Origin of the sequence: Pseudomonas hefeiensis, assembly GCF_030687835.1 — a bacterium.
Taxonomy (GTDB): Bacteria; Pseudomonadota; Gammaproteobacteria; order Pseudomonadales; family Pseudomonadaceae; genus Aquipseudomonas; species Aquipseudomonas hefeiensis.
Genome location: NZ_CP117449.1, coordinates 5,620,340 through 5,646,252, shown reverse-complemented (window position 1 = coordinate 5,646,252; position 25,913 = coordinate 5,620,340). Strand labels below are relative to the sequence as shown.

Below are 25,913 nucleotides of genomic sequence, written 5' to 3'. Positions count from 1 at the left end.
ATCCCATGAAACGAAGCAAGTACGTTCAGCTCTCGCTGGCAGCGTCGGTCGCGATGGCGATATCAGGCTGCGGCCCGACGGAAAAAACCTACCCGGTACAGAAGAAGTACAACTTCCAGTCCGTTCAGCAATGTGCCGATGAAAAACTCCCGGTAGACGTTTGCTCCGACGCCTACATGGCCGCCATGGCCGAGCATCGCCGCATCGCACCGACGTACAGCAACCAGGCCGATTGCGATGCCGACTTTGTTGCCGATTGGTGCCAACAGGATTCCACCGGCCAGTTCATCCCCAGGCTGGGTGGTTTCGAACTGACCGCCGATGGCCAGGTCACCCAAGCCCAGGTGGACGCAGCCAAGGCGCAACTGCCGGCCTCCGAAGCCAACGCGCAAGGCTCAGGGTTCTCCGGCACCGGCCTGCTGACCGGGTTGCTGATCGGCAACATGTTGAGCAGCAACCGCAACAGCTATTACTCCCAACCGGTCTACCGCTATCGCGATGATCGCGGCAACTACGGGTCCTCAACACTCGCCCAGCGGATTTCCAAAGGCTCGACCTTCACCAAGTCCAATCAGGCGAGGTATGGCAACTACAGCGATACGGTCCGGTCCGCCAGCAAACCGATCTCTGTTGCTTCGTCCACCTCCCGTGGCGGTTTCGGCAGTAAAGCCAGCGCCCGCAGCGGTTGGGGCGGTTCGAGCAGCTTCGGGCGATCGAGCAGTTAAGGAACGCGCGTCATGAAGAAAGTCCATTGCGCCGAACGTCATGACTGGAAACAGACCGCCGAGAGTCTCGGCTTTCTGTTCCACACCATCGACGACGAACCCTATTGGGACGAGAGCGCGTACTACCAGTTCACGCTCAAGCAAATCGAAGACGATCTCGAAGACCCGACCACCGAGATCCATGAGATGTGCATGGACCTGGTGGCCCGAGTGGTGCAGAGCGAGGAACTGCTGGAGCGCCTGAGCATTCCTGCGCCGTTCTTCGACATGGTTCGCACCTCATGGCTCGAAGGGCATCCGCACCTGTATGGGCGCATGGACTTCTCCTACAACGGCAGCGGCCCCGCCAAGCTGCTGGAACTGAACTACGACACGCCGACCAGCCTGTACGAAGCGTCAGCGTTTCAGTGGGGCTGGCTGGAGCAATGCATCGAGCGCGGACTGTTGCCCGGGCATGCCGACCAGTTCAACAGCATCGACACCAAGCTGCATCAGGTCTTTGCCCAACTTCAACTCGAGCAACCCTTTTACTTTGCGTCGATGAAAGACTCGATTGAAGACAAGGGCACCACCGACTACTTGCGCCTGATCGCGGAAAAAGTCGGCATCGAATCGCGGCACATCGATATCGAGGACATCGGCCTTAACAGTGAAGGCCGTTTCGTCGATCTGGAAGATCGCTGGATCCCTCACCTGTTCAAGCTGCATGCCTGGGAGTTCATCTTCCACGAGCCTTTTGGTGCGGCGATTGCCCAGAGCGACACGCAGTTTTTCGAGCCGGCCTGGAAATCGATCATCTCCAACAAAGGCATCCTGCCGTTGCTGTGGGAGTCCAACAAAGGTCACCCGAACCTGCTCGCAGCCCATCTCGACAGCGACTCGAGCAAAGCCGTGCCCAAGGGCTGGGTACGCAAGCCGTTCTTTTCCCGGGAAGGCGCCAACATCGAGCTGCAAACCGCTGATGGCCTGATCGTCAGAGAAGACGGCCCTTACACCGACGCTCCCTTCATCCTCCAGGAATTCGCCCCGTTGCCGAAGTTTGGCGACAGCTACACGCTGATCGGCTCCTGGGTCATCGGCGACCAGGCCGCCGGCATTGGCGTGCGGGAAGACAACAGCCTGATCACCAAGGATTCGAGCCGGTTCCTGCCGCATCTGATCCTTGACTGAATCTCTGGGTCAAGCACTGAACCCTTGTGGGAGCGGGCTTGCTCGCGAAGGCGGTGCATCAAGCGACATCAATGTTGACTGTGCCGCCGTCTTCGCGAGCAAGCCCGCTCCCACAGGTTAATGCGTGTGCCCCGACGTTTTCAGGTCCACCAGTACCGCACCAGATGAAAGAAGATCGGCGCGGCGAAGCAGACCGAGTCCAGTCGGTCGAGCATGCCGCCGTGGCCTTCGATCATGTGCCCCCAATCCTTCACACCACGGTCGCGTTTGATCGCCGACATGACAATCCCACCGGCAAACCCCAGCAAGTTGATCAGCAAGGCAATGAGGAACGATTGCCACGGATTGAACGGCGTGATCCACCACAACGCGCCACCGATCAGCGAGGCCAGCAGAATGCCGCCGACAAAACCCTCGACGGTTTTCGACGGCGACAGGTTCGGAGCGATCTTGTGTTTGCCGAACAACTTGCCGCACACGTACTGCAGCACATCCGATAGCTGCACCACGATCACCAGGTAAGCGATCAGCAACAGGTTGCGCCCTTCAAAGCCGGCGATGTCCAACGTCAGCAGCGCCGGTACGAACGAGATGCAGAACACCGCGATCATCAGTCCCCACTGGACCTTGGAAGCGCGCTCCAGAAAGTGCGTGCTGTCGCCGCCCAGGGACGCGAGGATCGGCAGCAGCAGGAACACGTACACCGGGATAAAGATCGAAAACAGCCCGTACCAATCAAAATAAATCAGCAGGTATTGCAGCGGCAGTGCCAGGTAAAACGCCGCCACCAAGGCCGGATAGTCGCTGCGCCGGGTCGGTGTCAGGGTCAGGAATTCCCGCAGGGCGTAAAACGACACGGCGTAGAACAACAGGATGACCGCCGCGTTGCCCAGCCAAAACGCCGTGCCGATCACCAGCACCATCACCCACCAGGCATTGATCCGCGCGTTGAGGTTATCGATGACCGAATTCGGCGCGCCTTTTGTCCGCAGTTTGAGAATGAAACCAATCACGGAGGCCAGCAGCAGGATTGCGCCGATCCCGCCAAACAACATCAGGGTATGTCTATCCATGTCAGACGTGCTCCGGGGCCAGTGCCAGCAGCGCGGCCCGGCTGCGTTCAAGAAATTGCTCTTTGCCTTCACCTTCTTCGATGCACAGCGGCGCGCCGAAACTGGTGGTGCACAACAGCGGCAGCGGCAGCACCCGACCCTTGGGCATGACGCGGTTGAGGTTGGCGATCCACACCGGGATCACCTCGACCTCGGGGTGGCTTTTCATCAAGTGATAGATCCCGCTTTTGAACGGCAACAGACCTTCCTCCGGGTTGCGCGTGCCCTCGGGGAAAATGATCAGCGAGTCGCCGTTTACCAGGGCGTCGAGCATCGGCTGCAACGGGTTGTACGAAGGGTCCTTGCGCTCGCGGTCCACCAGCACGCCGTTGAACACCCGGTTGATGATGTAGCGCCGCAGCGGGCTGGTCTGCCAATAGTCGGCGCCCGCCACCGGCCGGGTGAGCTTGCGCAGCGCTGGTGGCAACGAGGCCCAGAGCAGCACGAAATCGCCGTGGCTGCTGTGATTGGCGAAGTAGATCCGCTGCACCGGTTGCGGCGCGCAACCGAGCCACAGGCTGCGAGCACCCGTGACCATGCGGGCGGCGGAGGTGATGAGGCTGGCGACCACGGGTTCGAACATGAGGATTCCTTATCCGGAAAAAGCTAACCAGGGACTGGCCAGGATCAAGCCCAGCGTCAAGACAACTTGCGTGGCCAGCAACAACGACTGGCGGCGCAGCAGCAATAATGCGCCATGCCGGCGCTCGGTCCAGAGCCGACCGCTGCGTTCGACCGGTTGCAGGCCGAGGGCGGTGAGGGCTTGATCCAATGTATAGGTTCGTTCGGCCAGCGATTGCGTACTGTCCGCCATGCGCTGGAACAGGTCGGCATCAAACGCTACACGCTGCGCCCAGTACTTTTGCATTACGCCAAGCATGAAGATCACGACGCTAAAGCACAGCAGCCACGGATTGACGCTACCGACCAAAAATTGAGCCAGCCCCAGCAGCGCCGCCAACAGGGTCAGCCCCGTGGAAAGCTGATCCAGCGAGTGACCTCGGCGCAACAGGCTCGCCACCGTGTGGAGTTCCATATCACTGATCATGGTCATTCCTCGTATTTGTGGATAACCGTTCCAACGCGCGACGGTGCGCCGGATGCAAAACAACGTGCGGGCGGGCCCGCTGGATTTGGACGATGGCCGCATCGACGCTAGCGGCCCGACCAGTGTGCAACAACCACGCGGCCACGGCGCTGGCGCTGCGCGAATAACCCAAGGCGCAGCAGACCAGCAGCGGCCCTTGCTGACGCAGGTTCTCAATCATCCGTGCAGCCTTCAGGCACTGCTCGGCGCTGGGCGCGGTCAGGTCAAGCACCGGCAACGCGCGATAGGCGATGCCGGTGCTGTCCATGGACATTTCGGCGCAAAGGTCGAGCATGCCGTTAAATGGACTGTCCTTTAATTCCATCGGCGTGGGAATGCGCCCCAGCCAGACGTTGTCGGCCACCTGATCCGCCTGCGGATGCTTGCGCGTCCACCATCGGGAATTGATCCACGCTGCCGCCAGATAAGGCGCCAACAGCCAGCGAACCGCCGGGCTCAATCGGCCCTCGGCACGCTTCTGAAAGCCGTCGGCACCAAACACCAGATAATTCAGCGCCACCCACAGCACCGCCACCGCCGGCCAGATCAACCAAAGCCACGCGCCACCCAAGGCAAACGCCGGAACAAAAAACGCCGCAGCCCCTAAACCATAGCGCAAAGCCAATCGCAGACGAGCCGGGTCCGCGGTCACACGCGCATTTTTCAGCGGGCTGGGCCGATCCAGCGGCCACAACCAGACACATAACCACCCAGCCAACACACCCGTGGGCAGGTCAATAAAGTGATGTTGATAGGTGGTCAGCACCGACACACCAATCAGCGCGAACCAACCGTGCATCAGCCAACGCCAGAGCCCTTGCAGGTGCCGCTGATAACACACCCACAGCACCACCAACAACGCGATGTGCAGCGATGGCGCCTGATTGAACGGCTTGTCGAACCCCGCCAGCACATCGAACAGCCAACCGAACACTCCATCCATTTCTGGCCGGGCGAAGGTGAAGCGCAACGGCCAGATCAGAAAACAACTGACCGCAATCGCCTGGGCCGTGAGCAGACGCAAGGCGTGGCGTTTGAGTTCTTCGCGGCTGCTGGGCAACAGCAAGGACAGGCCGTACAGCAGATCAATCGACCAGTAGGGCACGATGGTCCAGGCCATGAACGGCATGCGGCTTTCCCAGCCAAACACCAGGCTGCCCACGTCATCCCGCTGGGACGTCACCCAAGTGGCGAAGCCATAGGTGCTGAAAAACAACGGCGCCAACAACAGCAACCACAGCACCGCCGGTTTCAGCAGGCCGGGCTCGCGGGTCGGGGCGATGACGGCGCTCATCACTGCACTCGCTGAGCCAGCGAAACGCTGAAGATGCCCCATTCATCGACCCGCAAAGTTATCTTGCGGAAACCCGCCGCCTCCACCAGTTGATCCATCTCCGCCTGCGTGCGTCGGCGCATCACCCAGGCCTGCCCGGCGCGGTGGCTGGTGAGGGCGCGGGCGATCAGTTCCAGTTGCGGGTGCCACGGCTGCCCGGTGTAGACCAGGAACCCGCCAGGCTCCACCGCTTCGGCCAGGCCGGCGAGGGAATCACCGACCATCTGATTGTCGGCAAACAACTCATACAACCCGGACACCACCGCGAGCGTCGGTTTGGGCGCCAGCGCCGCCAGATCCGAGCGATCAAAGGCGTCACCTTTGACGAACCGAGCGATATCGCCCAAGCCCTTCTCAAGAATCAGCGCACTGCCGTCCCGCACGTTGATGTCGCTGTAGTCGCGCAGCAGGATCGACTCCGGCAACGGACTGACGCCTTGCAGCGCTTCGAGAATGTAGCGGCCATGGCCGGCGGCGATGTCGACAATGCGCACCTCGCGGTCCTGCTCGCGCAACGTGCCCATGGCCAGACGCAGCAGCTCCTCGACGTGCAACTTGCGCTGACGAATCCCGCGCCAGCCGATGGAGTTCAGGTAATTCTGGTCAATCATCCGTCCCACGGCCGAGGTGCCGGTGGGGCGATTGCGGTAGACGTAATCCAGCGTGCTGCCGGAGTCGAAGCCGGTGTCGAAACCCAACTTCACCCCAGCCGACAACTTGCTGCCAAAGCGCATGCTGGCGCGGGTCATGCGCCAGTACAGGTCGCGCAACGAATTGTGCGGCAGCGGCGTCGCCAAGGCTTCGGACTCGGCGCAGGTCGCACCCAGGCGATCAGCGTCCAGCAGGGAAGGGCGGTCCAGCGGCCGGGCAAAGTTTTGCAGAATGAACCGACGGGCACTGGCGATGGCCGGCGCACGGTTCTTCTCGCCGAGGGTGTCGTGGAAGAACCCCGGCAGAATGTGTTTCTCCTTGTGCACACTGCCCAGCCGCTCGAAGAACTGCTCCTGGGGTTTGCGCTGCACCACAAAGTCGGAACCGGAGATCAACAACTGCGTCGGCACCTGAATCGCCTGGGCATCGGCCACCACCCGGTCGGCGGCTTCGTACAGACCCAGCAAAACATTTACCGAAATCGCCTTGGTGATCAGCGGATCGCTGTCGTAGGACGCCACCCGCTCCGGGTCATGGCTGAGGAATTTCGCCTTGACGTAACTGTTGACGAAAAAATTGCCGCGAAACCGGCGCATCAGCGCCAGGCCTGGACGAGCGAAAGGCACGTAAAGCTTGACCTTGAACGCCGGCGACGCCAGCACCAGCGAACGAATGCGCGGGGCGTAATCGTGAACCCAGGTCGACGCAATCACCGCCCCGACACTCTGCGCCACCACGGCGATGTTCTGCTCGTCGATCTGATGCGTTGCGCCGATGTGATCGCAGAAGGTCTGCACATCCCGCGCGCTGGTGGCAAAACTCGGACTGTCGCCACGCGCACCCGGCGACTGGCCATGGCCGCGGGCATCCCAGGCGAAAAAGTCGAAGCCAGGCAAATCCAGCTCATCCACCAGATGGGCAATGCGTCCGGAGTGTTCATGGCCCCGATGAAACAACAACACCGCCTGACGAGGCTCACCCGGCGCCGCATCGACGGCCGGCCAGTGCCGGTAGAACAACTCCACGCCGTCAAAGGTGGTAAACGTCAGTTCCTGGGCTTCGCGCATTGCAACTTCCTTATGCTGAGGGAGCGTTTTCCGTCACGTGATTCAGGCCATGACGCACCCGATTGACCAAGGTATAAACCAGCAGGGCGGCCACCACCGCCATCACACCATCAACCCAGAGCGTCCCGAGCCAACCCAGGGCAATCCCGGTCGCCAACAGGCCCAACACAAAGGCGCGATCACTCTTGCCCATCGGCCCGTCATAGCGCCGCGAAGCCCCGACCATCGCCCCCAGCACACCAGCGTATTCGCTGAACAGCGCCAACAGCGTGACCAACAACACCAGCAACAGACTGGCATCGGCAAACAAGGCAAAAGGCAGGATCAGGGCAGCGTCGGCGATGATATCGCATAGCTCATTGAGGTAGGCGCCCAGATGCGATTGCTGCCCGAACTCCCGCGCCAGCATGCCATCCACCGCATTCAACGCCATGCGCAGGAGCATCCAGATCGGCACCAGGATAAACACCCCCGGATGATTGGCGAACCACGCAACCACGGCCCCCACCAGCACAGAGACAATGCCGGCGAGCAGGGTGACCTGATTGGCGGTGATGCCCTTGTCGTAGAGGCGCTGGACCATGGGGCGCAGCAGGTTCTGGAAGGCGGGTTTGAGCTGGTAGATGGAGGGCATGGGAAGGAAATCTCGGCCGGTTACGGGGCGTGTTCAGTGCGAGATTACGACAGCCTGCAGGTTTGCTGGAGGGTAATTCTCGAGAATGCGCGCAGGTAGGCATCTGGCAACGAAATCTCCCTGTGAATGAAATACCGCTTGTGGGAGCGGGCTTGCTCGCGAATGCGGTAATCAGCCACCATTGATATTGACTGACCACCGCCTTCGCGAGCAAGCCCGCTCCCACCGAACCTATGCCCGCCACAAGCCTCTGTGGGAGCAAAGCTTGCTCGCGATAGCAGTTCATCAGCCAAACAGATCAACAGCCTGCCGTCCAAAAAAAATAAGGAGTACTCCAAGTGCCGCAAATGGATTGGCTCGAAAACCACATGGACAAATGCGACCAGATGGCCGGATGGCTTCATCGAGAGTTCAGTTATGAATTTGCCCAGCAATCCCTCACCAGTTGGCAGCAAGAGTTTGCTGCGGGCCAACGCAATGGTCACTGGAAATGCCTGATCGCCACAGAACAAAACCAACTGCTGGGCGGCGCCTCTCTTGCTAGCGACGACCTGCCCGACCGACCAGAACTTGGCCCATGGCTGGCATGCGTCTTCATCACCCCAACCGCCCGCCGCAGAGGCCTTGCCGCGCAACTGATCGAAGGCATCTGCAACCATGCCAGAGAAACGGGACTCACCACCTTGTACTTGCACACCCACAGCCAGAGTGATTATTACGCCGGGCTTGGCTGGGACGTGCTGGAGCGCTTTGAGGCTTGGGGGAAAGAGCAATGGCTGATGTCGCGGCGGTTATAGTCATCGGCGCAGTTCGTACGCCAAGTCTCAGGAATACCTCGAAAGCCACTGTGGGAGCGGGCTTGCTCGCGAAGACGGCGGCACATTCAACATCAATGCAAACTTGACCCACCGCTTTCGCGAGCAAGCCCGCACAATAGATCTGTGGTGCTTAAACCCGAAACGCCTGCACCGCCGTATGCAACCGCCCACCGAGCACCAGCAGGTTGTCACCCTGTTCCCGTCCCTCACCGATGCGCAGCAGGTTATCCCCACCCAACTGATGAATCCGCTCACTGTGATCGCGGATTTCGCTGACGGCGCCGCTTTGTTGGGCGGTGACGTCGGCGATGCGCACTGCGGTTTCGGAAATGGTCTGGATGGCTCCGACGATTTTATCCAGCGCACCGTCGGCCGCTTGCGCCTGGTTGGCGGTGGCTTCGGCGTGTTCCACCTGAGCGCGCATGCCGTCCACTGACTGACGCGCAGCCGCTTGCAGGCGGGCGATCAGTTCCTGGATCTCGGCTGTGGCGCCCGCCGTGCGTTGGGCCAGGGAGCGGACTTCCTCGGCCACCACCGCAAAGCCTCGGCCCATGTCCCCGGCACGGGCGGCTTCGATGGCGGCGTTGAGGGCCAGCAGGTTGGTCTGATCGGCGATCGAGCGAATTACCGTCAGCACGCCGCCGATGGTGGCCGACTCCTCGGCCAGTTGTTCGATCATTTGCGCGTTGCCTTGCACTTCGCCCACCAGCGCGTGCAGGCCGGTGAGGCTCAGGCCGATGACTTTCTGCCCTTGTTCCACGGCATGCCCGGCGCTGCGGCTGGCGTCGGCGGCCTGGCTGGCGTCGCCGGCCACCTGCTGGATGGTCGCTTCCAGTTCGCTGAGGGAGTCGCGGATCAGCGCTGTGTCACCGGCCTGGTGTTCGGCGCCACTGTGCAGCTCGCCGCTTAGCTCGGCCAGTGCCCGGCTGCTGCCGGCGACCTGTTCGGCGTTCAGGCGAATGGTGCCTACCAGATCCACCAGGTACGCCCGCAAGCGATTGAGCGAGGCCTGGATATCCTGTAATTCGCGGTTGCTGGCACCCACATGGATGTCGCGGCTGAAATCTCCTTCGGCCCAAGTCGACAGGGCGGGTGCCAGATTCGTCAAGGTCCGGGCCAGGCGTCGCTGCAAGGTGTCGATGAGCAGTGCGATCAACAGGATCAGGCCGATCATCAAGCCCTGAATCAGCCGAACTTCGCCCTGGATCTGGCCATGTTGGGCGCGAACCGCCGACTCCATGGCATCAATGGCCTGTTGCACATCGGCGATTTTCAAGTGCGTGGCGCTGCTCAGTTCTGTGCGCTTCTGGATCAGTGCGCGAGTGCGCCCCAGTTCGGCGGGGTAGCGGCCGAGCAGGCTGTTGAGTTCGCGCTTGAGGGCGATGCCGGCGTCTTCGGCGACGGTCTCTTCCTGGGTCTGCAAGCCCATCAGCGCGGCGAAATCATCGCCCTGCGATTCGTTGCTGGCTGTTACGCCCAGCAGTGGCAGGCTGTCGAGGCTCTCGGCCTGCGTACGGATGCTCTGCAGTTCCCGTTCGACATCGGCGGCCAATTCGCTGCGTCCGCTGCTGACCAGTTTGTCCCGGGCCAGGGACAGCCGGCCCAGATGTTGCGAAGCCGCGAACAACGGCGGCAGGTAGGCCGGGGCGCCATTGGCGTATTGCGCGAGGCGGTCCAGGCTTGCGCTCAGCTCCCGTTCGGCCTGTAACAGCAGGGCTTGCGGATCGCCGGCCAGCTTACCGGCGGCCAGCAGATCGGTCTTGCTGAAGCCGTCGAGGTTGGACAGGCTTGGGCGCAAGCTCTTGGCCAGTTCGGGAGGAAATTGGTCCAGTTCCTTTTGCAAGGTATCAAGGGACTGGGTCGCTGCGCTGAGGCGCAAGGCGTCACCGCTGGCCAAGTAATCTTCGATGTTGCGCGCCACCTCGCCCTGGAATTGCCGCGACAGGCTCAGGTAGCGCTCCATCAACAGGTAGGGGCGCTCCAGGGCGATCTGCGACCACCACAGGGTGGAAGCCAGGCCAAGGCACACGGCAACTAAAAGAAGGGTATTGAGATTGGTCAGCAGCTTCAGGCGCATCAAGGTCTACCAAGGGCAGAATCGTAAGTGCCTGAAGTTATTGCGTTTGGGTTACAGGTTTATGACTGAATCGGTCGATTCCGATGAAAAGGTGGCACTTTGCTTTGATTGCCGCGCGCATTGCACCCGGTTGCGTCCTGCATGCTTGGCGCGATACAGCGCTTCGTCTGCCTGGCTGGCCATCATCAGGCTGTCGGACTCTTCGCTCATTTGCACCACACCGGCGCTGAAGGTGCACCACAGGTCCTGGGGCTGCGCCGGGTAGTGAATTTCGGCAAACCGCTGGCGGATTTCATCCAGGACCTTATAGGCCGCATCGATGTCCGTGTCCGGCATGACGATGGCGAACTCTTCACCGCCATAACGGCCAATGAAGTCGGTCTTGCGCAGCCGCTGCTTGAGAAACAGCGCCAAACTCTTGATCACCCGGTCGCCCATCGGGTGGCCATGGCTGTCGTTGACCCGTTTGAAATGGTCGATGTCCAGCATGGCAAAGCTTAGCGGTTTGCTCTCGCGGCGAGCGCGGAAGCAGCAGTCTTCGAGCAATTGCAGGATATGGGTGTGGTTGTAAAGTCCGGTGAGGCTATCGCGGACCATCCGTGCCTTGAGGTTGCGGGCCCGGGCCGCGCGGTTGCGCACGGTGGTGATCAGGTGCCGGGGTTTGATCGGTTTGGTCAGGAAGTCGTCGCCGCCCTCGCTCATGGCGTCGAGCTGTTTGTCCAGGTCGTCTTCGGCGGACAGGTAAATGATCGGCACGCTGACGTAGCGGTCATTGTGGCGGATCACCTTCGCCAGTTCCGTGCCGGTGCAGGCGGGCATGTACATGTCGAGGATGATCAGGTCGGGCTGGAAATCCGCCAGCTCGGCCATGGCCTGGATCGGTTCGATCAGCGTGCGGGTGACGATACCGGCGCTGTTGAGCAGGCGCTCGGTATGCAAGGCCTGGGCACGGGAATCATCGATGATCAATACCTTGTACGGTTCGTACTGGGCAACGCAGGTCAGCACTTCGATCTTTTCCAGCAGGCTCGATGCTTCCAGGGTACCGGTGAGGAACTCCTGCCCGCCGGCGCGCACGGCGGCCAGGCGTGTCGGGGTGTCGGTTTCCAGCAGGCTGAAGAACAGCAAGGGCAGCGGCTGCTCCAGGCCTTCCTGGGCTTCGGCGGCCAGTTTCAGGCCGATGCCGGGACCGCTGAAGTCCACATCCATCACTATCGCGGCCGGCAGGCGCTCGACCATCGAGGCCCGAAACGCCGCCACGCTGTCGAGCGCCTGGGCACTGAGGCCGAAGAACTCCAACTGCTTGGCCAGCCGCTCGGCGCGGTCATGGTCCTGCAACATCACATAGATGGGTTTGCGCAGTGGCGGCAGAAAGGTTTGTTCGAGTTGGTCGCCATGGCGCAGGCCGGTGCGGGACAGGCGTTGCATCAGTCGATTGATTTCAGTGATCAGGTGACTGCTCAGACGCCCGCGATTGGCTTCCACCGCTTGCAGCGATTGACTGATGCCCTGGGCGAGCTGGCAATGCTCCGGTTGCTCGAAGCGCTCGGCAAAGCGCAGCAGGCGCAGGTTGGCTTCGCTGAGCTCCGAGAGGTCGACGCCTGACCATTCACTGCGTTGCAGGCGCTGCCAAATCTCCAGGATCTGACGAGCCTGGTGAATTACCCGCTGGGCAAAGTGGTGCTTGAGGCGCTCACGGCTGGGGTCTTCTGGCTCGGTCATATCCTGACTACTAGTTAGGGTGCATGCTGAGATCGACTGGTGGCTCTATGCTAGCACCTCTTTTCATTTGCATGAGTGTCATACGTCAATAATCTGTCTTGTTCGGGTATTCAGTTTGTGACCGGTCAGTCTCGTAGGCTGGCGGCAGCGGTTCCTTTATAGTGGCCGTTCGATTGCCCTGTCGTGGCCGGCATGATTTGCGCCGCATTATCGCGTTTCAAATCAGGCACGATGGCGTAGGGTTGTGGTCGAACCGTGAACTCAAGTGATTGAAGGGACATCGCCATGCTGGACTGGAAAAACCGCGCGGGCAGCGCGCCTGAACGTGCCGCCGAGCCGAAATCGGCCCCCCGCAGCTACCTGGGTGGGCTTTTTTTCAGCCGGGCACTGGCCACCCTGGTCGGCCTGTACTTGCTGGTGACCATTGCCGTCGGCTGGTACTGGAGCCAGGAGCCCGCGCTGTTCCCCGTGCAGCAGAACGCCCAGGCCGCCGCGGAGAAGGATGGCCGGCAAATGGTGCTCGGCTACACCACCGTCGAGACCCTCAAGACCGTGGCCGAAACCCTGCTGACGAAGCCAGGCGGCTACATTTCCAACGACCGTTTCCCGCCGGGCCTGTGGATGGACAACATGCCGAGCTGGGAATATGGCGTGCTGGTGCAGGTGCGCGACCTGAGCCGCGCCTTGCGCAAGGACTTCGCCCGGTCCCAGTCCCAGTCCGCCGAGGACGCCGACCTGGCCAAGGCCGAGCCGCGTTTCAACTTCGATAACCGCAGCTGGGTGCTGCCCTCCAGTGAATCGGAGTACCAGGAAGGCATCACTCTGCTGAGTCGCTATCAGGCGCGCCTGTCCGACCCAAACCAGAAAAGCGCGCTGTTCTACGCCCGCGCCGATAACCTGAACAACTGGCTGGGCGATGTCGGCACTCGTCTGGGTTCGTTGTCCCAGCGCCTTTCGGCCAGTGTGGGTCGGGTCAAGCTCAACACCTCGCTGAAAACCGAAGTCCCGGTCCCGGGCCAGGTACCGCAAGTGGACGAAGAGGTGGTCGAAACTCCGTGGATGCAGATCGACAACGTGTTCTACGAAGCTCGTGGCCAGGCCTGGGCGCTGTCGCATTTGCTGCGCGCAATTGAAGTGGATTTCGCCGATGTGCTGGCAAAGAAAAACGCCACGGTCAGCGTACGACAGATCATTCGTGAACTCGAAGCCTCCCAGGAGCCGGTCTGGAGCCCGATGATCCTCAATGGCAGCGGCTTCGGTGTATTGGCGAACCATTCGCTGGTGATGGCTAACTACATCTCACGCGCCAATGCGGCGGTGATCGACTTGCGGCAATTGCTGAACCAGGGCTGACAGATGGACGAAAGCCCCCGGGAGGTCGCTCATCGAGTGGCCTCGGATGCCGAGCTTATTGCTTGGGTCGATACAGACGACAACCTGCTTGGCAGCCTGGTGCGCTCGGACCTGCGCGAGCGCGGCCTGATCGGACGCGGCTCCTACATCATGCTGTTCAACTCGGCCGGTGAGTTGTGCGTTCATCGGCGGACCCTGAGCAAGGCGATCTATCCGGGCTTCTGGGACGTGGCGGCAGGCGGTATGGTCCAGGCTAACGAGACTTACGCCGAGTCGGCGGCTCGAGAGCTGGCGGAAGAGCTGGGTGTGAGCGGGGTCGAACTGACGGCCCATGACCATTTTTATTTCGAAGACAGCGGCAGTCGCCTGTGGTGCTCGGCGTTCTCGGCGGTGTGGGACGGGCCGTTGGTCCTGCAACCTGAAGAGGTGCTCGAGGCGCGTTTCCTGCCTGTGGCCCAAGTGCTCGATGAAATCCAGCGCAAGCCTTACTGCCCGGACTCTCTGGCGGCGCTCGAACGCTATTTGCGAGCCCATCGCGGGGATGTCGCAAAGAAGCGCTAAATTGGCGCCGATTGGCCCTTAGCAAGTCGGCTTTTTGCCGTTACACTGCGCGACTTTTCAAGCTGAACCGCTGTCTGCGGTCCAGTAGCGCTGCCCCTGCCTGAGTGGGGCTTCGCGGTCGGGGCACTTTCTCTGCCCGACCAGTCTTTGTCCTCCCAAGAGGATTGCCGGTGGCCAAAAAAGCCGCATCCTTCGCCGCCTTGGGCGGCCTGGTATTTTCTACCGACGCCGGTCGTCATTGCCCTGATTGCCGCCAGCCGGTGGATGCCTGCATCTGCAAACAGACCGCCATCCCTGCCGGTGACGGTATCGCCCGCGTGCGCCGTGAAAGCAAAGGCCGCGGCGGCAAGACGGTGACCACAATCACCGGCGTGCCGTTGGCCGAGGACGCGCTCAAGGAACTGGCCACCACGTTGAAGAAACGCTGTGGCACCGGTGGCGCGTTGAAAGACGGCATCATCGAGATCCAGGGCGATCACGTCGAGCTGTTGCTGGCGGAACTGACCAGACACGGTTTCAAGGCGAAAAAGTCCGGCGGCTAGCAGCCTCTGTGAAAACCACCCTCGGCTTGATTCGAACCCCTTCTACAGAGCACGGTTCGACGTCGCCCACATGGTTTTCACAGAGCCTGTTCTGAACGGGTTTCTAAACTCAGCGCTGCGAGCAGGGTCTACCTTGCTTACAGGCAAATCGTCATTTCCATTCTTTAGACTGCGCCAGCCTCCTACCGGATGGTGCATTTTGACTTCTTTTATAGGGGACTTCGATGTCCGTACGACGCACACGCAAAGACGATGGCAGCCAATGGACAGTTGCGGACAGCCGCAGTGTTTACGGGATTCGCCATTGGGGGGCCGGGTATTTCGCGATCAATGACGCCGGTCGCGTCGAAGTCCGCCCGAACGGTCCAGGCAGTTCGCCTATCGACCTGTTCGAGCAAGTCGACCAGTTGCGTCAGAGCGGCCTGTCGCTGCCCTTGCTGGTGCGTTTCCCCGACATCCTGCAAGACCGCGTGCGCCAGCTCACCGGTGCGTTCGACAGCAACATCGCGCGCCTGGAATACCAGAGCCAGTACACCGCGCTTTATCCGATCAAGGTCAACCAGCAGGAAGCGGTGATCGAAAACATCATCGCCACCCAGAACGTTTCCATCGGTCTTGAGGCCGGCTCCAAGCCCGAGCTGCTGGCGGTGCTGGCCCTGGCGCCCAAGGGCGGGACCATCGTTTGCAACGGTTACAAGGACCGTGAGTTCATTCGCCTGGCGCTGATGGGCCAGAAACTGGGCCATAACGTCTTCATCGTGATCGAGAAAGAATCCGAAGTCGGCCTGGTGATCGAAGAAGCCGCGGCGCTCAAGGTCAAGCCACAGGTCGGCCTGCGGGTGCGCCTGTCGTCCCTGGCGTCGAGCAAGTGGGCCGATACCGGTGGCGAAAAGTCCAAGTTCGGCTTGTCTGCCGCGCAGCTACTGTCGGTGGTCGAGCGCTTCCGCGCTGCCGGCCTGGATCAGGGCATCCGCCTGCTGCATTTCCACATGGGGTCGCAGATCGCCAACCTGGCGGACTACCAGCATGGTTTCAAGGAAGCGATCCGCTACTACGGTGAGCTGCGCAACCTCGGCCTGCCGGTGGATCACATCGATGTTGGCGGTGGCCTGGGCGTGGACTACGACGGTACGCACTCGCGCAATGCCAGTTCGATCAACTACGACATGGACGATTACGCCGGTGTCGTGGTCGGTATGCTCAAGGAGTTCTGCGATGCCCAGAGCCTGCCGCATCCGCACATCTTCTCGGAAAGTGGTCGCTCCTTGACCGCCCACCACGCGATGCTGGTGGTGCAGGTGACCGACGTCGAGAAACACCACGACGACGTGCCGGTGATCGAAAACAAGGAAAGCCTGCCGGAGACCGTGCAATGGCTGGTTGACCTGCTGGGCCCGACCGATATCGAGATGGTCACCGAGACCTACTGGCGCGCCACTCACTACATGAGCGACGTGGCCGCCCAGTACGCCGACGGCAAGCTGACCCTGGCGGAAAAAGCCCTGGCCGAGCAGTGCTACTTCGCCGTGTGCCGTCGCCTGCATAACTCGTTGAAGGCGCGCCAGCGTTCCCATCGCCAGGTGCTGGATGAACTCAACGACAAGCTCGCCGACAAGTACATCTGCAACTTCTCGGTGTTCCAGAGCCTGCCTGACACCTGGGCCATCGGTCAGGTGTTGCCGATCCTGCCGCTGCATCGTCTCGATGAAGAGCCGCTGCGCCGCGCCGTGTTGCAAGACCTGACCTGCGACTCCGACGGCAAGATCAAGCAGTACGTTGACGAGCAGAGCATCGAAACCAGCCTGCCGGTGCATTCCCTCAACCCGGGCGAAGACTACCTGTTGGGCATTTTCCTGGTTGGCGCCTACCAGGAAATCCTCGGCGACATGCACAACCTGTTCGGTGACACCGACTCGGTGAACATCTACCAGAATGCCGACGGCAGCGTGTACCACGCCGGCATCGAAACCCACGACACCATCGAAGACATGCTGCGCTACGTGCACCTGTCGCCGGAGGAGTTGATGACCCACTACCGCGACAAATGCGCCAGCGCCCGTATCAGTGCCGCCGAGCGCACCCAGTTCCTGGATGCCCTGCGCCTGGGGCTGACGCGTTCGTCCTACCTGTCTTCCTGATGGGCTGATGAGCGCTTGCTGTGGGGCAAGGCTTGCCCGCGATGAAGGCGATGCGGTCTGTCAGAGATCGAGGTGCCTGTATCGCGAGCAAGCTTTGCTCCCACAGCAGGGATAAAAATCGCGAGCAAGCTTTGCTGCCACGGCAGGGATAAAAGATCGCATCTGGCTCGACCACTTGACTGATCGGCATCGCCCTCCGGGACTGTCAGAAAATACATCGCGTGTTGCGGGTTTTTTCGGATAGTCCCGAAGGGCGTTTTTATTTTTACTGGTTGCTATTTCCGCACATCGGTTCATTTAACCGGTGCTGTCCTTATTTCATGTAGTCCCTTTCCTAACTTGTACTTGGGCTCTCTACTCGGCCATGGCTCTCAGCGAGAATCCACGGCCGCCCCTCCTGTAGAGAAACGCCGATGTCCGATCCAGCCAGCGAGCCGTCATTTCGTCTGGAGATAGCCGGTCTGCCCGAATCCTTTGTTGTCGTGGCCTTCACGGGCAGCGAAGCCATCAGCGAACCCTTCGTCTTTGAAGTGGAGCTGTTGATCGGCGACACGTCCCTGGACCTGGCTGGCCTGCTGTACCGCAGCGTCTGGTTGAGTTTCGGGGCTTCGGGGCGAGGTATCCATGGGCAGCTTCACGAACTGGTACAGCGTCGTCATGGCGCTGGCTGTCGGGTGCGCATCGGGCCGAAGCTGGCTTGCCTGGCGCAGCGCTTCACTCAACGGGTATTCAGTGCACGCTCGGTGCCGCAGATCATCCGCCAGGTACTCAAGGCTCATGGCATTGCCGGGCGCCATGTGTGCCTGGACTTGAGCGGTGATTATCCGCCGCAGGATTTCTGTACCCAGTATCGGGAATCGGACCTGCAGTTTCTCCAGCGGGTGTGCTTCCAGGCAGGCATCCACTTCCATTTCGAGCAAGCGCGGGACGGGCATTGCCTGGTTTTCGCCGACAGTGCGGGCAGTTTTCCGCCCGCAGGCCAGGCAGCGTACGAGGCTGAAGGGCAGACTCCGGCGGTGCGAGCCTTCAGCGTTCAAGCCGATGCGTCGGGGGAGCAAGTTACCCGGGGTCGCAGCGATCTGACGCACCTGCATTGTGGCCGTGTACTGTCGCTGACGGCCCATCCTTTTGACGGCTGGAACCAGCGCTGGCTGTTGACGAAGGTTGAGCATCGCGGCCAGGCCGGTGTTTATGGCAACCACTTTTACGCCATCTCTTGGGGGTTGCCGTTCGTGGCAACCGGGGTTCCTGCAAAGCCGCGCATGCTGAGCCGGCAGCGGGGCTGGGTGGTGGATGAGCCGGCGGTGCAGATGGCCGGGCGAGTGGCGGTGCAGTTCGACTGGACCTATCAAGGGGAAGGGGCCAACCCGAGTCACTGTTGGCTGCCATTGGCGCCCGAGCTGGCTGCCTGCGGGCCTGGAGTCATTCGTGACGGCACCGAGGTGTTGGTGAGTTTTATCGAAGGCGATCCGGACAGGCCGTTGATCAGCGCATTCCTCGACACACCCGCATTGGCAGAACGCTCGCAAGAGCCTTCCTTAAGCGAAACGCTCGGGCTGGGAGCCGACCCGGTCTTATTGGCAGCGATCCAGAGTGCCGAGCCGTTGGTCTTGTTGTGCCTGTTGCCCGGAGGCGGCCGCTTCAGCCCTTGCGCCCAGATGGTGTGTACCTGTCGCATGCTCACGCGGTTCGGCGTGGGCGCTGCGCCATGAGCGCCGCCGACATGTCTGGATCAGTGCCTCGATGGCTGCTGCTCGACGTGCCGGGCGCACCGGCGGCCGCGCGGCGTCTGCAAGAACAGTTCGCTGAGACCCGGAGTGTTGCCTTGTTCGAAGGCACTGAGTTCCACGAGCTGAGGGAGCAGGGTCCGCTGCTGGTGGATCTGCAGCATTCGCCAGCGCTGACCAGTCTGTGTCATCTGGATGCCGGCTCCTGGCCGGGGCTGCTGTTGGTGAGTGCATCGCCGGCTGCGCAATTGCTGGCGCATCTGCGGCGTATGTTGACGGTGACGTTGGGCCTGCATCACAAAGCCTTGTTGAACTACTACAACCCGCACACCGCCAGCTATTTTTTCGACGGTTGCGATCCGGGGGAGCTCAGTTGCTGGCTGGGTCCGATCAGCCTGTTGCGCTGGTTCGGCGGCACCTGGGCCGACCGGGCGATTGGCAGTCAGGGCTGGCAGCAACTGTCCAACCCGGGGCTGACGGTGGCGAGGCTGGAGAACGAACACAGCCTCAGCGATCGGCAGCAACGGCAGTTGCAGCAATGCCTGCTGGAGCGTCACGCCTGGCAATGGTCCCGCTCCATCGGGCGTGATTACCGCCTGCTCTGGAGCGACTTGCAGCAAGGATTGAAACTGGGGTTTACCGAACGGCCGGTGCTCGACGACTGGCTCTGGCTGCGCCTGCAATACCCCCATGCCCGGCCGGTGCCGGAACTGATAGGCGCCTCGCAGCGTGAGCGGCTCGATTATCTGCGACAACTGTGGCAAAACAATCAAGGTTGAAACGTTATCAGGTTCGGACACCAAGCCAGCCGTCGCGCCGCTGCAAGTGCCAGGCAAAAGCGCCGAGGGTCAAGCTGCGCAATGCCATGAACAACAGGAAAGTGATCCACAGCCCGTGGTTGCCCAGCGCTTGCAGCACCCAGGCGAACGGCAACACCAGCAACAGAGTCAGCAGCATGCCGTTGCGCATTTCCCGGGCGCGGGTGGCGCCGATGAACAAACCATCGAGCAAATAACTCCAGACCGCAATCAACGGCAGTCCTGCCAGGTAAGGCAGGTAGCGGTAAGCGGTGTCGCGCACGTCGGGGATATCGGTCTGCATATCGATGAACAGGTGCCCGGCCAGCAGAAACAGCAGGGCAAACCCCACGCTTGCAATCAGTGACCAACCGCAGGCCACGACCAGCGAGCGACGCAGGGCCAAGCGGTCGCGGGCGCCGATGGCGTGACCGCACAGCGCTTCGACGGCATGGGCCAGACCGTCCAGGGCATGGGCCGTCAGCAGCAGGCCGTTAAGTAGCAGGGCGTTGGCTGCTACGGTCGCATCCCCCAGGCGCGCGCCTTGCACCGTGATCAGGAAGAACACCGCTTGCAGCGCCAGGCTGCGAATGAAAATGTCCCGGTTCACCGCCAGCAGCGGGCGCCAGCTTTGCCACACGCCCAGCGCCGCCCAGGCGATCTGTCCCGGCCAGGCCCGCAGCGTGTTGCGCGCCAGGACCAGACCGACCAGGGCGCCGGTCCACTCGGCAATCACCGACGCCCGGGCCGAGCCGGTTACGCCCCACTCCAGGCCGATCACGAACCACAGGTTCAGGGCGATGTTCATCAGGTTGGTCACCAGCAGGATCGCCAACGGTGCCCGGGCATTCTGTGCGCCGAGAAACCAACCTACCAGCGCATAACTGGCCAGCGCCGCCGGCAAGCCAAACAACCGGGTGTGGAAAAAGTCCCGGGTCAACTGCTCAAGCTCGGCGGACGGCTGCATGAAATGCAACGCCACCCCACTCAATGGTACGCCGACCGCCCCCAGCACCAGCGCCAACCCCAACGCCAGCAGCAGACCTTGCACCAGCACCTGCCGCAACGCCGCCCCATCACCACGGCCGGCCGCCTGGGCGGCGAACCCGGTGGAGCCCATGCGCAAGAAACTCATGGCCCAGGCCAGCACCGTATACAAGCTCGCCCCGACTGCCACCGCGCCTAACTGGTGGGCATGGGGCAGGTGGCCGATGACCGTGCTGTCCACCAGCGCCACCAGCGGCACGGAGATGTTCGAAAGAATCATCGGCGCGGCCAGCGCCCAAACCCGGCGGTGAGTAAGACGGTCACGCCAGTCGGTGATCAGGTTGGACATGCGAGCTCCTTGACGGAGCGCGATTGTAGCGGGTTCTCGCATGATCGTTCTCATGCTCCGCGTGGGAATGCCTCCAGGGACGCTCCGCGTTCGATCTCAAAAAACTGTGTGGGAGCAAGCTTTGCTCCCACACAGTGCTCTCGGCCCTAGTGAATGATCCAGCTCAACAGCCACAACCCCAGCACCAACCAGATAATGCCCAGGATGATCGATGCCCGCATGAACGCGCGGATTGCCGAGTACAGCAGCATCAGCCCGAGGATCAGCGCAATGATGCTGATGATCGAGGTGTCCATGCCCAGTGTGCGCGACAGGCCATCGACAAAGTTGCCGCCGGCATTGGCCAGGGTGTTGAACAGGCCGCTGAGCAGGTCGACGATAAACCGGATCACCGAACCGAGCGCCTGGCCGAGCCATTCGAAAAAGCTTTCTACCTGCATGTGTACGTCCTGATGAGAGGGGATCGGAATCGAGCCTTGGGCTTCTGGTTGTAAGAGCGGCTGAAGGCCAAGATCGTTCGATTATGGGGCAAAACGCCGCTTCGTACCGAGACGCTTGCCTTCCCTCGTCATCCCCCCGAAGCTATGCGCATTCAGGAGACCTCGATGAACCTTGTTGAACTGACCGAACGCCTGCATGCCATTCGTGACCGTAACGATTGGCGGCAATTTCACAGCCCGAAAAACCTCGCCATGGCCGCCAGCGTGGAAATGGCCGAACTGGTGGAGATTTTCCAGTGGTTGACCGAGGACCAGTCGCGCCAGTTGCCAGCGGACAAACTGGCCCACGCCGGACAGGAAGTCGGTGACATCGTGTTGTACCTGTTGCTGCTGTGCAGTGAGCTGGGGTTGGACATGGACGCCGTGGTGCGCAGCAAACTGGCTGACAGTGAGCGGCGGTTCGGCCAATGAGTGATCGTCATTTCGATCAGCTCGCCACACGCTTTGCTGAAAAAATCTACGGCGGGGCCAAAGGTGCGATCCGCCTGGCGGTGCTGCAGGCCGATCTGCTTGAAGCCTTGCCTGAGCGTCCGTTGCGCGTGTTGGACATAGGCGCCGGCTTGGGCCACATGTCGTTGTGGCTGGCCGAGCGCGGCCATCAGGTGACCCTCGCCGAGCCCGCCGAGCCCATGCTCGAAGGTGCCCGCCAGCGGTTTGCCGATGCCGGTCAGAGCGCAACGTTCATCCAGGCGCCGTGGCAGGCGCTGCTCGAACAGCTTGCTGAGCCTTACGACCTGGTGCTGTGTCACGCGGTGCTGGAGTGGCTGGCCGAACCTCACGCCATCCTGCCGGTGCTGCATCAACTCACGGCCCCGGGCGGCTGGTTGTCCCTGGCGTTCTACAACCGCGACGCGCTGGTCTATCGCAACCTGCTCAAGGGGCATTTTCGCAAGTTGCGCAAAAACGACATGGCCGGGGAAAAACAGAGCCTGACCCCGCAACAACCCCTTGATCCGCGGGAATTGGCGGCGCAACTTGAGGGCTTGTGGCAGGTCGAAACTCAAAGTGGCGTGCGGGTTTTCCATGACTACATGCCGGTGGAGTTCCAGGGCCGCGTGGAGCTTGCGCAGTTGCTGGAGATGGAGCTGGCCCACCGTCGCCATCCTGCGTTTGCCGGGTTGGGGCGTTATCTGCACTGGGTTTGCCGTCCCCTCTGATCTGAAAGAGTAATCGGAGCGCGAAATGAAAGGTCGTTCAGGGTTGTTGGTGTTGTGCCTGGGACTGGCTGCCTGCCAGGGCAGCAACCCGTATGTCGCCACGTCTAATCCGCTGCCACCGGCGCCACCGGAGGCCGCCACGGTGTTTGATCGCAGTGCTTACCCTGCGCCACCCCGTGATTACGGGCGCTATCGCAGTTGGGCCTGGCTCAACGGGCGACTGCCACCGGGCACCGCTTGGGCGGACTCGGCCCAAGTGGCTGAAGCGGTGAGCAATGCTCTGGATCAACGCGGCCTTCGCCCCTTGCATGACAACCGCCCGGCCGACCTGTTCGTCAGCGCCGACCTGCGCCTGGAAACGCGGGTGCGCCAGGTTCGCGACGACTATGACTCCGGTTACTACGGCGGCTACAACCGTTATGACCGCTACGGTCCCGGCTATGGCATGTACCACTCGGTGCCGGTGGTACGCACTTATCGGGAGCAGGTCGTGGTGGTGCGAGTAGACTTGTTCGATGCCCGTAATGGTCAGCCGGTGTGGAGCGCCAGCGCCGAGACCAGCCAGCGCGGCAGTCAGAGCGCGCGCACCGACGCCATTCGCGAAGCGGTGGAAAAAGCCCTGTCGGCTTATCCTCCAAGTTGATCACGTAACGGAGAAAAACCATGTTTCGCCGTCTCGCTCTACTGGCTTTCACCCTGTTGCTCGGCGCCTGTGCGGGTACCCCGGTCAACCACGACTTTGACACCAGCCGGGATTTCTCGGCTTACCGCAGTTGGAGCTGGAAAGAGCCGGCGCTGCAATATCGCCCCGATGATCCGCGCATCAAGAGCGACCTGACCGAACAGCGGATCCGTCAGGCGGTTGCCGATCAACTCGACCAGCGCGGACTGCGCCCGGCCCAGGCTGGCGGGCGAGGGGATGTGATGGTCCAGACCTACCTGATCGTCGAGGATCGCCAGCAGCAGGTCACGACCAACTATGGCGGCGGTTGGGGCGGCCCCTGGAATGGCTATTGGGGCGGGCCGATGTACAACGAAACCCGCAACATCAGCTACAAGGTCGCCACGGTGCAGATTGATCTGCTCGATGGCAAGGACGGCAAGCTGGTGTGGCGTGGCAGTGATGAACAACTGCTCAGCCATTCGCCGAACCCGACTGATCGCAGCACCGCGGTGCGTGAGACGGTTGCGCGGATCCTGGCGAACTATCCGCCGCGCTAGGCAGATCCAGCATCGAAGCCAACTGAGCCACCGCCATCGCGAGCAGGCTCGCTCCCACAGGGATTTGTGCCGGACGCAGGCCCCATGAACACCCAAGAACCAATGTGGGAGATTCTATGTTGCAGGGCAACCCTGCAACATAGGTGTCGGCTGGTACTCGCTCTGATTTTTCATCAAAGCAAATGCCACCCGGCATAACTTTCGGGCCAGCACCACCAATGCCTGGGTTTTTGAGAAACCTCTCGCCAGGTATGACTCGTAGAACGGCTTCCATCTAGGCGAGCGGCGTGCTGTCATTGCAGCGATATGAGCCAATCGGCGTATCTCTGAATCGCCCTTCTTGGTGAGGTGCCGTTGACCCTTCTTTTTTCCGGAGTCATCGACCCTCAAGTCCATCCCCAAAAACGCGATAAATGCATCGCTGTCCGCAAAATCACCTCGCATGAAACTCGTCGCCAATCCAGTAGCGACCAGTTCACCAACGCCCTCGATGGCTTTGCAGCGGCCGATATTCGCCTCAATTCCCGCTTCTTTGCTGACTTTTCGTAGCAACTTCTGAATGGCCTGAATCGCCTGTTCGAACGCCTTTTGCTGAGTGGCCAGCGTTTTTTTTAACAGAGGCTCATCGTGCCAGCTCAACATCAGGCCGGTATGGTTCTTGACCAGCGTCGCACGCCTATGAAGCAGGCTTTTTAACGTCGTGTAGGCTTTCGGTGGCGGGCTCCAGAGCCGCAACTCGTGCTGTTCATTGGTTAAATACCGCGCCAGCAGACGAGCATCACAAGGATCGTTCTTAGCCCGCTGGCCGATGCCGCGACGATAATTGCTCACCCGATAAGCATCCACGACATAGACCTGATGCCCCATCGCATGAGCCAGCTCGACGGTGTCCAGGTGGTAGATGTTGGTTGCTTCGACGGCTAGAGCACTTTGGGCGGGCAACGTTTTAAGCCAGCGTTTGAGGGATGTTCGGTCATTCTTGATGGTGTCAGTGGTTTGCAGGTCATAGCGATAAACAACAACTTCGGCCTTGGCTATATCAATACCAACAACCGTCTGCGAGGTAAGGATTGTCATAGCGAATCCTCGGAGCTAGGGTTTAGGTGCTTGTCGGGGTCTACCTTTGCGCTGGCTTGCCTCTATTGTCGGTTTTACCGATGAATTCCTTATTGGCGCTTTGGGTAGAAGGGGCGGGACGAGAAGTCTCCCACGGTCCGTACTGGCTAGAGTCGGAATCGAGCTTTTAGTCCCGCCCACCCCTTCAAGTCTAAACATACAAGCGAGCCTGCTCGCGATGACGGCATCACATTCAACAAAGATGCAGGTCCTTAGCCAACCGGCCGCCAGCTCCCCACCATATGTTCCAACTCCCCGGACCCGATCAGTCGCAAATCCCCACTGGACCCCGCCGCACTCGCCAGCAGTGTCACTTTGCTGGGCAGGCGCACCGGCTTCTTGAAGGTGACCTCGATCTCGATGTTGGCATCGGGCAAGTGTTCGTCCAGCGCCGCCAGGGTCCTGGCTTTGTTCCACAGGCCGTGGGCGATGGCGGTAGGGAAGCCGAACAGCCGGGCGCTGAGGCCGCTCAGGTGGATCGGGTTGTAATCGCCGGACACCTTGGCGTATTGCCGGCCAATGTCAGCCGGCGCGGTCCAGTGCGCCACTTCAGTCAATGCCTGGATCTCTTGCAGCGGCTCTTCCACCAACGCACCGTCAAGCTGGACGCCCTTGCAGAGCATCTGGCTCTCGGCCTCCCACAGCGGCCCCAGTTGATCGTCGATGCGAGTCACAAGGTCGAACACCGCACCCTTGGGATGGGCTTGCAGGTTCTGGACATTGACGCGGGCCTGTACTTGGCTGACCCCGCCCATGGGCCGCAGTACGCGGATGCGATTGCTCAGGTGGATCAGCCCCAGCAACGGGAACGGAAAGTCCCGGGCGGTGAGCAATTGCATCTGTAGGGCAAACGCCAGCACGTGGGGATAGGTCGGCGGCAGCAGCCCGTTTTCGGCAAAACCGCAGACCTTGCGATAAGCCGCCAGGCGTTGCGGATCGACCTGTATCACTTGGCGCAATCCGTCCTCGGGCAAGGTTTTTCCGGTGACCTTGCGCCGTGTCGCGGCTTTCATGTACAGCGCGGACATACCGGGTGCGGCGTTTACTTCATGCCATTGAATCGTCATGG

At 61.2% G+C, this 25,913-nt stretch carries 25 protein-coding genes; 13 read left to right on the top strand and 12 right to left on the bottom strand.

Annotated elements, in window-relative coordinates; genetic code table 11:
- Positions 1-5 precede the first annotated feature (5 nt).
- Both PSH57_RS25465 and PSH57_RS25460 read left to right on the top strand, forming a co-directional pair.
- On the top strand, positions 6-725 hold the full coding sequence (locus tag PSH57_RS25465; RefSeq protein ID WP_305386078.1) for a DUF1190 domain-containing protein: 720 nt from the start codon (positions 6-8) through the stop codon (positions 723-725).
- 12 nt (positions 726-737) lie between these two features.
- Positions 738-1,895, top strand: coding sequence for a glutathionylspermidine synthase family protein (locus PSH57_RS25460; protein WP_305386076.1), 1,158 nt, complete (start codon positions 738-740; stop codon positions 1,893-1,895).
- A 140-nt stretch (positions 1,896-2,035) separates the two neighbouring features.
- Here PSH57_RS25460 and PSH57_RS25455 read toward each other — a convergent pair whose 3' ends face one another.
- Genes PSH57_RS25455 through PSH57_RS25430 form a run of 6 tightly spaced genes read right to left on the bottom strand, consistent with a single transcriptional unit; the run spans position 2,036 to position 7,779 of the window.
- Positions 2,036-2,968 carry a phosphatidate cytidylyltransferase gene (locus PSH57_RS25455; protein WP_092459493.1) on the bottom strand — a complete coding sequence of 311 codons (933 nt, stop codon included), beginning with the start codon at positions 2,966-2,968 and terminating at the stop codon, positions 2,036-2,038.
- Between the two features lies 1 nt (position 2,969).
- The gene (locus PSH57_RS25450; RefSeq protein WP_305386073.1) at positions 2,970-3,590 is read right to left on the bottom strand and encodes a lysophospholipid acyltransferase family protein; all 621 of its coding nucleotides are present in this window, start codon (positions 3,588-3,590) and stop codon (positions 2,970-2,972) included.
- Between the two features lie 9 nt (positions 3,591-3,599).
- Positions 3,600-4,055 carry a hypothetical protein gene (locus PSH57_RS25445; RefSeq protein WP_305386071.1) on the bottom strand — a complete coding sequence of 152 codons (456 nt, stop codon included), beginning with the start codon at positions 4,053-4,055 and terminating at the stop codon, positions 3,600-3,602.
- Positions 4,045-5,388: a phosphatase PAP2/dual specificity phosphatase family protein gene (locus PSH57_RS25440; RefSeq protein ID WP_305386070.1), complete on the bottom strand. Its 1,344-nt coding sequence runs from the start codon at positions 5,386-5,388 to the stop codon at positions 4,045-4,047. Before PSH57_RS25440 ends, PSH57_RS25445 begins: the two co-directional genes overlap by 11 nt.
- Complete coding sequence (locus tag PSH57_RS25435; protein ID WP_305386069.1) at positions 5,388-7,145, bottom strand: bifunctional alpha/beta hydrolase/class I SAM-dependent methyltransferase; 1,758 nt, start codon at positions 7,143-7,145, stop codon at positions 5,388-5,390. Before PSH57_RS25435 ends, PSH57_RS25440 begins: the two co-directional genes overlap by 1 nt.
- Before the next feature lie 10 nt (positions 7,146-7,155).
- Positions 7,156-7,779 (bottom strand): CDP-alcohol phosphatidyltransferase family protein, encoded by a 624-nt coding sequence (locus tag PSH57_RS25430; protein ID WP_305386068.1) that lies wholly within the window; start codon positions 7,777-7,779, stop codon positions 7,156-7,158.
- Between the two features lie 338 nt (positions 7,780-8,117).
- Here PSH57_RS25430 and PSH57_RS25425 point away from each other — a divergent pair, with 338 nt between their 5' ends.
- Entirely contained in the window at positions 8,118-8,576 is a 459-nt protein-coding gene (locus PSH57_RS25425) for a GNAT family N-acetyltransferase (RefSeq protein ID WP_305386067.1), read from the top strand.
- Between the two features lie 151 nt (positions 8,577-8,727).
- On the opposite strand, the gene PSH57_RS25420 is transcribed toward PSH57_RS25425, so the two are convergent.
- Positions 8,728-10,674 carry a methyl-accepting chemotaxis protein gene (locus tag PSH57_RS25420; protein ID WP_305386066.1) on the bottom strand — a complete coding sequence of 649 codons (1,947 nt, stop codon included), beginning with the start codon at positions 10,672-10,674 and terminating at the stop codon, positions 8,728-8,730.
- A gap of 51 nt (positions 10,675-10,725) precedes the next feature.
- Positions 10,726-12,396 carry a GGDEF domain-containing response regulator gene (locus tag PSH57_RS25415; RefSeq protein ID WP_305386065.1) on the bottom strand — a complete coding sequence of 557 codons (1,671 nt, stop codon included), beginning with the start codon at positions 12,394-12,396 and terminating at the stop codon, positions 10,726-10,728.
- A gap of 285 nt (positions 12,397-12,681) precedes the next feature.
- Here PSH57_RS25415 and PSH57_RS25410 point away from each other — a divergent pair, with 285 nt between their 5' ends.
- The 6 genes from PSH57_RS25410 to PSH57_RS25385 all read left to right on the top strand — a co-directional run bounded on the left by PSH57_RS25410 (position 12,682) and on the right by PSH57_RS25385 (position 19,496).
- Positions 12,682-13,749: a DUF2333 family protein gene (locus PSH57_RS25410; protein ID WP_305386064.1), complete on the top strand. Its 1,068-nt coding sequence runs from the start codon at positions 12,682-12,684 to the stop codon at positions 13,747-13,749.
- Between the two features lie 3 nt (positions 13,750-13,752).
- Positions 13,753-14,310, top strand: a complete 558-nt coding sequence (locus PSH57_RS25405) for an NUDIX hydrolase (protein WP_305386063.1) — start codon at positions 13,753-13,755, stop codon at positions 14,308-14,310.
- Positions 14,311-14,480: 170 nt separating this feature from the next.
- A complete protein-coding gene (locus PSH57_RS25400; protein ID WP_256233143.1) occupies positions 14,481-14,852 on the top strand; it encodes a translation initiation factor Sui1 in 372 nt (123 codons plus the stop codon).
- Positions 14,853-15,076: 224 nt separating this feature from the next.
- Complete coding sequence (gene speA / locus PSH57_RS25395; RefSeq protein ID WP_305386062.1) at positions 15,077-16,990, top strand: arginine decarboxylase; 1,914 nt, start codon at positions 15,077-15,079, stop codon at positions 16,988-16,990.
- A 413-nt stretch (positions 16,991-17,403) separates the two neighbouring features.
- Positions 17,404-18,702: a type VI secretion system Vgr family protein gene (locus tag PSH57_RS25390; protein ID WP_305386061.1), complete on the top strand. Its 1,299-nt coding sequence runs from the start codon at positions 17,404-17,406 to the stop codon at positions 18,700-18,702.
- On the top strand, positions 18,699-19,496 hold the full coding sequence (locus PSH57_RS25385; RefSeq protein ID WP_305386060.1) for a DUF4123 domain-containing protein: 798 nt from the start codon (positions 18,699-18,701) through the stop codon (positions 19,494-19,496). Before PSH57_RS25390 ends, PSH57_RS25385 begins: the two co-directional genes overlap by 4 nt.
- A gap of 7 nt (positions 19,497-19,503) precedes the next feature.
- On the opposite strand, the gene PSH57_RS25380 is transcribed toward PSH57_RS25385, so the two are convergent.
- Positions 19,504-20,850, bottom strand: coding sequence for an MATE family efflux transporter (locus tag PSH57_RS25380; RefSeq protein ID WP_305386059.1), 1,347 nt, complete (start codon positions 20,848-20,850; stop codon positions 19,504-19,506).
- A 146-nt stretch (positions 20,851-20,996) separates the two neighbouring features.
- Positions 20,997-21,290 carry a hypothetical protein gene (locus PSH57_RS25375; RefSeq protein WP_047227401.1) on the bottom strand — a complete coding sequence of 98 codons (294 nt, stop codon included), beginning with the start codon at positions 21,288-21,290 and terminating at the stop codon, positions 20,997-20,999.
- A 165-nt stretch (positions 21,291-21,455) separates the two neighbouring features.
- Here PSH57_RS25375 and PSH57_RS25370 point away from each other — a divergent pair, with 165 nt between their 5' ends.
- From PSH57_RS25370 to PSH57_RS25355, 4 genes are read left to right on the top strand one after another with little or no spacing between them, the layout of a single operon-like run.
- Positions 21,456-21,761, top strand: coding sequence for a MazG-like family protein (locus tag PSH57_RS25370; protein WP_003186192.1), 306 nt, complete (start codon positions 21,456-21,458; stop codon positions 21,759-21,761).
- On the top strand, positions 21,758-22,507 hold the full coding sequence (locus PSH57_RS25365) for a methyltransferase (protein ID WP_305386058.1): 750 nt from the start codon (positions 21,758-21,760) through the stop codon (positions 22,505-22,507). The genes PSH57_RS25370 and PSH57_RS25365 overlap by 4 nt, the downstream gene beginning before the upstream one ends.
- 25 nt (positions 22,508-22,532) lie before the next feature.
- Entirely contained in the window at positions 22,533-23,150 is a 618-nt protein-coding gene (locus PSH57_RS25360; protein ID WP_305386057.1) for a DUF4136 domain-containing protein, read from the top strand.
- A 20-nt stretch (positions 23,151-23,170) separates the two neighbouring features.
- On the top strand, positions 23,171-23,728 hold the full coding sequence (locus PSH57_RS25355) for a DUF4136 domain-containing protein (protein ID WP_305386056.1): 558 nt from the start codon (positions 23,171-23,173) through the stop codon (positions 23,726-23,728).
- Between the two features lie 114 nt (positions 23,729-23,842).
- Here PSH57_RS25355 and PSH57_RS25350 read toward each other — a convergent pair whose 3' ends face one another.
- Positions 23,843-24,805 (bottom strand): IS110 family transposase, encoded by a 963-nt coding sequence (locus PSH57_RS25350; protein ID WP_305386055.1) that lies wholly within the window; start codon positions 24,803-24,805, stop codon positions 23,843-23,845.
- 251 nt (positions 24,806-25,056) lie between these two features.
- Complete coding sequence (locus PSH57_RS25345) at positions 25,057-25,911, bottom strand: MaoC family dehydratase (protein WP_305416204.1); 855 nt, start codon at positions 25,909-25,911, stop codon at positions 25,057-25,059.
- Positions 25,912-25,913: the final 2 nt, after the last annotated feature.

Excerpts from the sequence above, each read along its gene's own strand:
- PSH57_RS25465 (WP_305386078.1), top strand. The coding sequence starts at position 6 with ATGAAACGAAGCAAGTACGTTCAGCTCTCGCTGGCAGCGTCGGTCGCG.
- PSH57_RS25460 (WP_305386076.1), top strand. The coding sequence starts at position 738 with ATGAAGAAAGTCCATTGCGCCGAACGTCATGACTGGAAACAGACCGCC.
- PSH57_RS25455 (WP_092459493.1), bottom strand. The coding sequence starts at position 2,968 with ATGGATAGACATACCCTGATGTTGTTTGGCGGGATCGGCGCAATCCTG.
- PSH57_RS25450 (WP_305386073.1), bottom strand. The coding sequence starts at position 3,590 with ATGTTCGAACCCGTGGTCGCCAGCCTCATCACCTCCGCCGCCCGCATG.
- PSH57_RS25445 (WP_305386071.1), bottom strand. The coding sequence starts at position 4,055 with ATGATCAGTGATATGGAACTCCACACGGTGGCGAGCCTGTTGCGCCGA.
- PSH57_RS25440 (WP_305386070.1), bottom strand. The coding sequence starts at position 5,388 with ATGAGCGCCGTCATCGCCCCGACCCGCGAGCCCGGCCTGCTGAAACCG.
- PSH57_RS25435 (WP_305386069.1), bottom strand. The coding sequence starts at position 7,145 with ATGCGCGAAGCCCAGGAACTGACGTTTACCACCTTTGACGGCGTGGAG.
- PSH57_RS25430 (WP_305386068.1), bottom strand. The coding sequence starts at position 7,779 with ATGCCCTCCATCTACCAGCTCAAACCCGCCTTCCAGAACCTGCTGCGC.
- PSH57_RS25420 (WP_305386066.1), bottom strand. The coding sequence starts at position 10,674 with ATGCGCCTGAAGCTGCTGACCAATCTCAATACCCTTCTTTTAGTTGCC.
- PSH57_RS25415 (WP_305386065.1), bottom strand. The coding sequence starts at position 12,396 with ATGACCGAGCCAGAAGACCCCAGCCGTGAGCGCCTCAAGCACCACTTT.
- PSH57_RS25410 (WP_305386064.1), top strand. The coding sequence starts at position 12,682 with ATGCTGGACTGGAAAAACCGCGCGGGCAGCGCGCCTGAACGTGCCGCC.
- PSH57_RS25405 (WP_305386063.1), top strand. The coding sequence starts at position 13,753 with ATGGACGAAAGCCCCCGGGAGGTCGCTCATCGAGTGGCCTCGGATGCC.
- speA (WP_305386062.1), top strand. The coding sequence starts at position 15,077 with ATGTCCGTACGACGCACACGCAAAGACGATGGCAGCCAATGGACAGTT.
- PSH57_RS25390 (WP_305386061.1), top strand. The coding sequence starts at position 17,404 with ATGTCCGATCCAGCCAGCGAGCCGTCATTTCGTCTGGAGATAGCCGGT.
- PSH57_RS25385 (WP_305386060.1), top strand. The coding sequence starts at position 18,699 with ATGAGCGCCGCCGACATGTCTGGATCAGTGCCTCGATGGCTGCTGCTC.
- PSH57_RS25380 (WP_305386059.1), bottom strand. The coding sequence starts at position 20,850 with ATGTCCAACCTGATCACCGACTGGCGTGACCGTCTTACTCACCGCCGG.
- PSH57_RS25375 (WP_047227401.1), bottom strand. The coding sequence starts at position 21,290 with ATGCAGGTAGAAAGCTTTTTCGAATGGCTCGGCCAGGCGCTCGGTTCG.
- PSH57_RS25370 (WP_003186192.1), top strand. The coding sequence starts at position 21,456 with ATGAACCTTGTTGAACTGACCGAACGCCTGCATGCCATTCGTGACCGT.
- PSH57_RS25365 (WP_305386058.1), top strand. The coding sequence starts at position 21,758 with ATGAGTGATCGTCATTTCGATCAGCTCGCCACACGCTTTGCTGAAAAA.
- PSH57_RS25360 (WP_305386057.1), top strand. The coding sequence starts at position 22,533 with ATGAAAGGTCGTTCAGGGTTGTTGGTGTTGTGCCTGGGACTGGCTGCC.
- PSH57_RS25355 (WP_305386056.1), top strand. The coding sequence starts at position 23,171 with ATGTTTCGCCGTCTCGCTCTACTGGCTTTCACCCTGTTGCTCGGCGCC.
- PSH57_RS25350 (WP_305386055.1), bottom strand. The coding sequence starts at position 24,805 with ATGACAATCCTTACCTCGCAGACGGTTGTTGGTATTGATATAGCCAAG.
- PSH57_RS25345 (WP_305416204.1), bottom strand. The coding sequence starts at position 25,911 with ATGACGATTCAATGGCATGAAGTAAACGCCGCACCCGGTATGTCCGCG.